Annotated in this window: 5 protein-coding genes; 1 reads left to right on the top strand and 4 read right to left on the bottom strand. The window is 62.5% G+C overall.

The window, feature by feature from the left end:
* Positions 1-515 precede the first annotated feature (515 nt).
* From Q0030_RS28475 to Q0030_RS28465, 3 genes are all read right to left on the bottom strand, one after another.
* On the bottom strand, positions 516-1,502 hold the full coding sequence (locus Q0030_RS28475) for a FecR domain-containing protein (RefSeq protein ID WP_298374675.1): 987 nt from the start codon (positions 1,500-1,502) through the stop codon (positions 516-518).
* A 113-nt stretch (positions 1,503-1,615) separates the two neighbouring features.
* A complete protein-coding gene (locus Q0030_RS28470) occupies positions 1,616-2,182 on the bottom strand; it encodes an RNA polymerase sigma factor (protein ID WP_298374672.1) in 567 nt (188 codons plus the stop codon).
* Positions 2,175-2,885 carry a TonB family protein gene (locus Q0030_RS28465; RefSeq protein ID WP_298374669.1) on the bottom strand — a complete coding sequence of 237 codons (711 nt, stop codon included), beginning with the start codon at positions 2,883-2,885 and terminating at the stop codon, positions 2,175-2,177. The genes Q0030_RS28470 and Q0030_RS28465 overlap by 8 nt, the downstream gene beginning before the upstream one ends.
* Positions 2,886-3,674: 789 nt before the next feature.
* On the opposite strand from Q0030_RS28465, the gene Q0030_RS28460 reads away from it, so the two are divergent.
* Positions 3,675-5,270, top strand: coding sequence for a serine hydrolase (locus tag Q0030_RS28460; protein WP_298374667.1), 1,596 nt, complete (start codon positions 3,675-3,677; stop codon positions 5,268-5,270).
* Between the two features lie 28 nt (positions 5,271-5,298).
* Here the strand turns inward: Q0030_RS28460 and Q0030_RS28455 are convergent, their stop codons facing one another.
* Entirely contained in the window at positions 5,299-7,791 is a 2,493-nt protein-coding gene (locus Q0030_RS28455; protein WP_298374665.1) for an autotransporter domain-containing protein, read from the bottom strand.
* Positions 7,792-8,503 lie beyond the last annotated feature (712 nt).

Genomic DNA, 8,503 nt, shown 5'->3' with positions numbered 1-8,503 from the left:
TCCGCTGCCGCGGCGGCGCGACCCGACGCGGATCGAGGCGAGGACGGCGGGTGGCTTTCCGGCGAGACGGCATCAGGTATCCTCTGGGAACGAAATGAGCGAATAAGGAGCGGATCAGAGACGCACGGAGCAAAGCGCCGGAGCTTCGGCCCGGTTGATGCGCGACCGGGGTGTCCGCACGCCAGCCAATACGAGACCCGCTCTTCCGCTCGCCGAACGGCTCTGCGGCGGACGAAACCACGAAGCGTTGCGCAGGGCGCGCGATACGCGGGAAATCACACGATCGACGTACATTGGAAATCCTGACCAGGCCGATTTGCGATCACTGTGATGACCGCTGGCTCACTGTCGTGACACCTCCCAGCGCCGGACCCCTCAAGGGAATTTTATGAATGTTTTGTGTCACCACTCCGGAGCGTCAGAACGTCGTCGCGATGTAATGCGCTGAGACTGATCCGGGGGCGGCGCCGGTTGGCGCGAAAAAAGCGCGTGAAACAAAATCTGAGCGAGAAAGCTCAGGCCAGCAAGACGAGCCCGCCGGGCAATGTGCGGGCGTGAATGCCGAAAGCCCGCTCGATCTGCACCAAGGCCTCGTCGGGACGATCGATCCTGAAGCGGCCGTTGACGGGATTGCGCCCCAACTGCGCATTCAGCAGCACGATGCGGCCAGATCGGTATCTGTTCAGCTCCTGAATCAAATCCGCCAAAGGCATCATGTTGCAGATGATCAGACCCTGCTGCCAGGCAGCGGCAATCGACGGGTCGATCGCGACGACATCGCCAAATCCGCTATCGCCGTAGGTCACACGCTGCCGGGATTTGAGGACCATCCGCTGCGTCCGATGCTCCACATGCGCCTCGTTCGCGAGGCAGGTGACACGGACGCCCGCCCCCTCAACGCGCACGTCGAACTGCGCGCCCGTCGACGTGGTTTTTCCACCCGCCGCGATCACACTGAATGTCTCGGCTCGCCGATCGGCAACCTTGAAGGAGGCTTCGCCGGCGATCAGTTCGACCGCGCCGGACGCATCTCCCGATCCCAGCGAGATGCTGGTGCGCGTGTTCATCTGGACCACGACGCCGTCCACCACGGCCACCTCACGCTGCTCGCCGACGCCGGTGCGGTAATCAGCCCGCAGTTCGAACAGCGACGGCCACAGATCGAGTGGCGGGTGCACCACCATGATCCCGGCTGCCGTGGCCGCCAGCGCGCCTCCCACGACCGCGCGGCGACTCAGGTTCGACGTCCTGCCGCCGGCGCGCGGTCCGCGGTTCGTCACTCTCTCGTCCGCGAGCAGGCTCTGACCGGCGGGTCCGAACGCCTTCCAGAACCGGCTGGCTTCGGAAAAAGCGGCCGCATGCGCCGGGCTCTGGCCGCACCATCGCTGCAACGCTGCCGCGTCGGACGCCCTCGCCTCGCCAGACGTCAAGCGCCGAATCCAGGCGTGGGCTTCGCGCTCCAGCGGGGGAAGCTCGTCGTGATGTTGGTCGCTTTCAATCATCAACGTTGCATGTTGCCGGTCATCGTGAGGACTGCAGTTGCAGTCCTCTGCGGGCGAACCAGCGGTCCTCCCACAACATAGACACTCCGTGGAAGCGCGAACCGCACAATTTTCTACTCCGAACGCTGGATTTTCTTGAAACGGGCGACGCAATGTTCCTGCGCCCTCCTCAATTCCTTTTCCACCAGGCTCACGGAGATTCCGAAGCGCCGGGCGATTGCTTGCCTGGACAAACCTTCGAGCCGGGCGGCCAACAGGATAGCCCGCGGGCGCGGCGGCAGTTCGGCCATTACCTGCTTGAGCCTTTCGAGATCGGCACGGGCAGAAATCACGCGCACGGCATCGGGCGCATCGTCGGCGAGATTAAGCAGCGCCTCGACCTCCCCCGCATTGAGGCGCCGGTTGTCGGCGCGCCGCTGATTCAGCGCGACATGGAAGGCAGATCGAAGCAGGTAGGCCGCCGGATTGCGGACGTCGCCAACGATCTCCCTGCCGTTCAGACGCAGATAGGTATCCTGCAGGGCGTCTTCCGCCCATTCCAGCGAGCCCAGCCGACGTGCCAGGCGCGACTTCAAGTCCTGATAGCGCTCGATCAACAGCGCCCGCAGCGTTCGCGAACTGTCGTTGTCCGCGGCGGGCTCATGATCGGGAGAGTTCGAGAACCTCTCGTCCTCACTCATCTTGTCGGCCGCCTTCACCCCGCGGACAGTCGACGGTGCCGCCGGACGCCCGCGGCAGGATAACCATGGTGAAGGGTTGCGTCATCTGCGCAGGGGGAGCTTCGCCTGCGGATACGCGACGCGCCGCCTCCGCAATCGCTGCATCCCGTTGCGGGTCGCCGGTCGTCCCTAAAAGCTTCACCCTCGTCACACTGCCAGAAGATCCGACCCAAAAGCTGATTGCGGCCCGGTAGGTACCGGGCCTCGTCGCACGCTGAGCGCACAAGGCATTGTTGAGCCGCTCCTGTAGCAGTGCGGAGTATCGCCGTTCAATAGCGCTCTGTTGTGACAAGGCCGCTTGCGCGATCGCCGATGGCGATCGCGTCACAGAAGTTTCATTCGGCGCTGGAACGACGACGATGGCATCGGATGCGGTGTAGTCTGCGACCAATCCACTGCCTTTCAGAAGAAGCAGAATGGCTTGCTGAGGATTGAACTGCCCTTTCACCGGATTCGAGAGCCGTCCAACCGCAAGATTGCCATTATAGGCGATGACGACGCCGGTCGTCTTGCTATAGGCGTCGAGCGCCGACGCGAGCGGTTGGGAGGGAATGTCGAACCAGGCCTGGCTCGCCGGCTGCGCGGTTTGTGCCGACACCGCACAAGCCCAGAACATGCCTAGGGAAAAAAAGCCGCGGAACCAGAAACGCCATCGAAACTGCATGAGATGCAGACGTCATTTCCCAAATGAACTCCAACCATCCCATAGCGTCTGCACGGGATTTGAGCCACTCCCTCTTCATATAGGTTCCATCATTGTGGCGCACCGTGCCCGAGTCAGGAACCTGAGCCCAATCTTTCCAGAAACGACTGGGTCCGCACCCTTTCGGTCTGGTTGCAGGTCGAGTCTTGCCGGGCCCACCATGCTTCGCCCTCCGCCTGGCGACGCGTGGCGCAGCCACGCGGGGCCTGAAGGGTGAAGCGTGGTGTCCGGCATAGCTCGAACGAACCGAAAGCGAAGACGGACTGGAAGGCGCCGCGCTGCGCTCCCAACCAAAATATCGAAAACAACCCCATGCAAAGTAGCAAGTGGTCGCTGGCATGGATGCTTTACCAGCCAAAACATTTTGACACGTCGGGCAAATCAGCGGCACTATTCCATCGTCGCCCATCGGCCTGCTTCACCAACATCAAACGACCTCTGCGCATTCGATCTGGCGAAAAGTCCCTCGTCTTCGATCATAGATTCGACGGCGTTATCGCAAGATAAGGCCAAACAGTGCGGTGCGCTTTTTATCGTCGAACGGACTATCAACGGTCGACTATGTTTCGCAAGCGTCCGCTCGGCACCGATAGCGGCCTTTACCACGAACTCGCCTTTTGACCTCGTTTGCGAGATCGAACGTTATGGTTTTTGGGTAGAGAGATCGATTACACTGGACGGATTCGGCAGCGGTACGGCCGCTGTTCGTAGAACCGCGCACGACAATTCTGAACGCCGGAGCGCCGTATCATGCCTTTGCTGAAGTCGTTTGCGGCACTTCGCCCGACCAAGAAGCTATTTGCCACCGGGCTGGTCTGTCTTCTCTGGGCCAACACGCCGATGCCGGGCCTTGCCGATACATCACCGCCCCAGACTGCCGGCGTTCCGATTCCAGATGGCCAGATCGACAAGGCCATTGCCAGCCTCGACGCGATCGCCAGCGACGTCATGAAGAGGAGCGGCATACCGGGCATGGCGATCGCGGTAGTGCGGGATGGCAAGACGGTCTACGCGAAGGGTTTTGGCGTCCGGAAAATCGGGGAGAGCCAGCCGATCGACGCAGACACCGTGTTTCAGATCGCTTCGCTTTCGAAATCCCTCGCAGCCAGCGTCGTGGCCCATCAGGTCGGCGCGGGCATCGTCAAGTGGGACACTCCTGTCGTCGCGCACTTGCCCTGGCTCAAGTTGACCGACCCGTGGATCACGCAGCATGTCACCATTGCCGACATGTTCAGTCATCGCTCGGGTCTGCCGGATCACGCCGGCGATGATCTGGAAGATCTCGGCTATGACAGACGAACCGTGCTGGAGCGCCTGGGCCTGCTGCGGCTTCACAGCTTCCGTAACGTTTACGCCTATACAAATTTCGGCCTGACGGCAGCGGCGGAGTCCGTGGCGGCCGCATCGGGTCAGGACTGGGAAAGTCTTTCCGAAGCCGTCCTTTACAAGCCACTCGGCATGACCGCGACCAGTTCGCGCTTCGCCGATTTCGAAAAGCGACCGAACCGCGCCTTGGGTCATGTGAAGGTCGGCGACGGCTTCCAGCCGAAGTATCAACGTTTGCCCGACGCGGAGTCGCCGGCGGGCGGCGTCAGTTCATCGGCAAACGATCTCGCCCGATGGATGGCGTTGGTGCTGCAGAACGGTACATTCGAAGGCCGGCAGATCATTCCAGCGGAAGCGCTGCTTCCGGCCGTGACGGCCGAAATCATTTCGACCCATTCCTCCGCGGTCGACGCCAGGCCAGGCTTCTACGGATATGGATTCGGCGTCGGAATCACACCGGCTGGCCGGACGATGATCAGTCATTCCGGCGCCTTCGCGTTGGGCGCCGGGACCCATTACGCGATGATTCCATCAGCCGGGATCGGGATCGTTGTGCTGACCAACGCGGCGCCGAGCGGTTCGGCGGAGGCACTCGGTGCGTACTTCACGGATCTTGTCCAGTTCGGCACGGTAACGCGGGATTGGTTTGCCGCCTATGTTCCCATCATGGCCGGACTCATGGCGCCGACGGGCGATCTCGTCGGCAAGTCACCGCCCGCCAATCCAGCGCCGGCGGCAAAGGTTTCGTCCTACGCCGGCGTTTATGCCAACGCTTATTTCGGAAATGTCGAGATCGTCGAGGTGAGTGGCCATCTGGAACTGAAGATTGGCCCGTCGGGCACGCCATACATGCTGACGCACTGGGATGGTGATGTGTTTTCGGTTAGCCCTTCCAGCGAGAACCAGACCGACGGCTCGCTGTCGTCGGTCACCTTCAAACGGTCCGGCAAGGAGCCGGCGCGTGAAGTGACGATCGAATATCTCGACGCTAACGGACTCGGCTCGTTCCTGCGACGTTGAAAAGCCTCGTGTGCTCACCTGACTGAAGTCAGAATCTCCAGCTGAAATTGCCCTTGACGGCATTGCTGCGGCTTTGGTCGGCGAACTGGCCGCTCCAGGAAACGCCGAGCGAGGCGTTGGCGGCAACAGCGAGGTCGAGGCCGGCTTCGGCAACGAGAGCGTCGCGCGCAATCGGGGCGCCAGCGAGGGTGAACGCCGCCCCACCGGGCTGGAAGGCCAGAGCGGCCTCCGGCGTGATGTCGCCCAACGCATGTCGCCATCCGAGTGTGCCCCGTGCCGTCAGCGCGCTGGTCAACGCCGCCGCGCCACGCAGACCCAGCGTCGTGTAGGTGGTATCGAGCGTCGCCGACCCGGTCATTGCCGCCATGCCGGTTTCGTTGACGCCGCCATCGACACGCACATAGGCAATATTGGCGAACGGCTCCAGCGCGCCGGCCTTGAAGCCATAGGTGTGGCCGACCTCACCAAACACCTGCGTCGTCTTCAGGGCATCGACGCCGCGTTGGGTTTCCACGACATTGACCACGGCAATCTGTCGCGTGGTGACGATGTCGTTCCACGAGAAGCTGGCGCCGCCGCGCAGGCCCCACGCGCCGACCTGACCGCCGCCATAAAGCGCGACATGGTAACTCTCGCTCGAGCCGGATGCGGCGATGCTGGTGGAGCTGAAACTGGACTGGCTGTACCCGCCCGCCAGGCCGACGCGCCACCTGCCGTCGAAGGTGACATCAATGCCGGAGATCACGCCGCCGAGCGAGTGATCGGTCTGCGCCGCGTTGCCGTCGCCCTTGAGCGAACCCTGGCTGCCCAGCGCCTGCGCCCACACTGCATAGACCTGCGCCGGCGTCGGCGCAGCAGCCAGCGGCGGGGCTTCATAGAACGGTAGTCCCGCTGCGGCATAAGCGTTGCGCGGCGCCTCCGCTGCATAGGATAGCGCGCTGCCCGCCGGCGCCAACGGCGTGCCGTAGTCAAAATCCCGCCGCAACCGGCCGGTCACGGCATCGCGCAGATATTGCGACTGCTCGGACAGGACGCCGGCCGCGTTGGCATGGATCGAGGCGTTGCTGAGACTGATGAAGGCGGCGCGCGCCTGGGCTTCGGTTGCGCCCACCACCTGCTGCCATGCCGGATTGGTGGCCGCGGCCGTGTCCAGCGCGTTGGCCACGGCCTTCTGGTTGGGCGTCGAGGCCAGATCGGCGAACCGTTCCGAGCTGCGCGAGGTCGTCAGATAGCCGTTGAAGGCGTCGGTGCTCAGCGTAAACGCAACGAACGGGAAATCCGCGATCGCCACCGACGGAGATGCGACCGTCAGGCCGCCCTGCGTGGTGAGGATCGTGTAGGTCTTGCCGGGCAATACCGGCGCTGACGAGGTATCGGTGTCGTGCGCAACCTCGAACAGCGAACTCTGGATGTTCGCGGTGCCGCCCACGACGATCAGGTCACTGGCCGTGCCGCTGAGCTCGACGCGATACGTCGACCCGGCTCCCATCGCAAAATTGTTCTTGATATGCAGCGTGCCGATCGAATTGCCGGGCTCGATCTTGCCGCCACCATTGATGGTCGCGCTTTTCACATTGCCGTTGCCGCCCAGAACGCCCCACACGGCGACGTCCGAGCCGGCCAGCGACCCCTTGACGATCAGCGTGCCTTTCTCGCGGACGTTGGTCGGTCCGACAAAGTTACTGCTGTCGGCCGTCAGCACCGTCGCACCGTTGATGAAGTTCAGGATGCCATTGCCTGACAGGATTGGCGCGAACACATAGGTCCGGGTCGTGTCGGTGTGGTTGAAGTTGATGCTGTTGCCGGAGCCGCCAAATTCAATCTGGTTCACCTTGATGAAGCCCGGAGCGGTGGCATCTGCCGCATTCGTCGTGCTGCCTCCGATGAAGACGTTCGAACCGCCGATGGTCGAATCGAGCGTAAAGAAATTGCCGCTGCTGACAGTCCCGCCGTCGCTGACAACGACTTTGCCACGCGTGCCGGCGCCGGCCCCGATGACGAGGGATTCATAGGCATGCAGCTCTGAAGATCGCCCGCTGACGGTGATGGTGCTGTCCGCCGCCGCCGCGCCTGCGCCCAGAACGACGTCGTTGGCATTCACCTTGCCACCGTTAGACACGACCAGATGCCCAACGCCACCGCCGCTGCCGAGACTGAGAGCTTTGATACTATCCCATGTCGCGCCATCGCCGGTAACCGTTGCTGTACCAGACGTGTTGATACCGACTCCCAGACTAGCGCTGGTCGAAGTCACGAGGATCCCGCCGGCCGTAATCGCGAACGATCCATTCGGTCCGGCGACAACGAGGTTGTCGCTGAAGGCGCCGGGCTTGTCGATCACCGGTCCGGTTCGATAGATAAAAACGTTGTCATTGATGTCCGGCAGGATCGGATCGCCGTCGGGGATCGTTTTCCAGTTGGCGGCGGTGAACCAGTTTCCCGTTCCGATCCATTCCACGGTCTCGGCTCGCGCGCTGGCGGCGGACGCAATCGACAGGCAGACGGCGGTGGCCGAGATCATCGCGGCGCCTGCCCGCGATGATTGGCGATGACGCGACAGCCATCCGTTACCAGACCATTTTGCGGTCAGAGCGATCGCCGACACTGGGTCGGCGCGATCACGGATCGGACGGATTGCAACGGGATGTGCCGGACGCGCCATGGATATCACCCGCTTTTCACGGGGACCCAGGCCAAACGAGACATGCCGGATGCCACCTTGCGTGCTGGCCGGCCAAATCAAGCCGGTCGTGGTTTCCTAGCAGCCAATTGTTTGCTCAATATTTGAAAGCCACACAAATGCCGGGATGTGACTTCTCTGCATCAGGTCGACGCAGGTCACGGACGCGGTCAGGTGCCGCGACCAACCCCGTCCGTGCACGAACGAAGGCGGGAAACGCCTGCTCGCCGTGCAGCCTAGTCACGTGCGCAATCATGCCCCGCATGACGTTGGCGCGTGCGTGTTCCGAGACGAGATGACGCGCCGACGTGAAGTAGAGATATTCGATCGCGCTGCGGGCGCCCGCAGCCGGTTGACCTGAAAATCGATGTTGCGGTCCGATCGATCGGATTCCGACGAATCGATCGCAAGCGCAGGCCAAAGATCAAGTAGGCCTTTAAGTTGTTCTGTCGCAAATCTTGCATGCATCCTCATTAGCCCCCAGCCCAACAAGGGATGCCTCCGGCTCTGCCGGGGATGCAGCGGGGTCTGACATTTTCACCGTCGTCCGTAG

The sequence above is a fragment of the uncultured Bradyrhizobium sp. genome (genome assembly GCF_947648125.1).
Taxonomy (GTDB): Bacteria; Pseudomonadota; Alphaproteobacteria; order Rhizobiales; family Xanthobacteraceae; genus Bradyrhizobium.
This window is presented reverse-complemented; position numbering and strand designations above follow the sequence as displayed.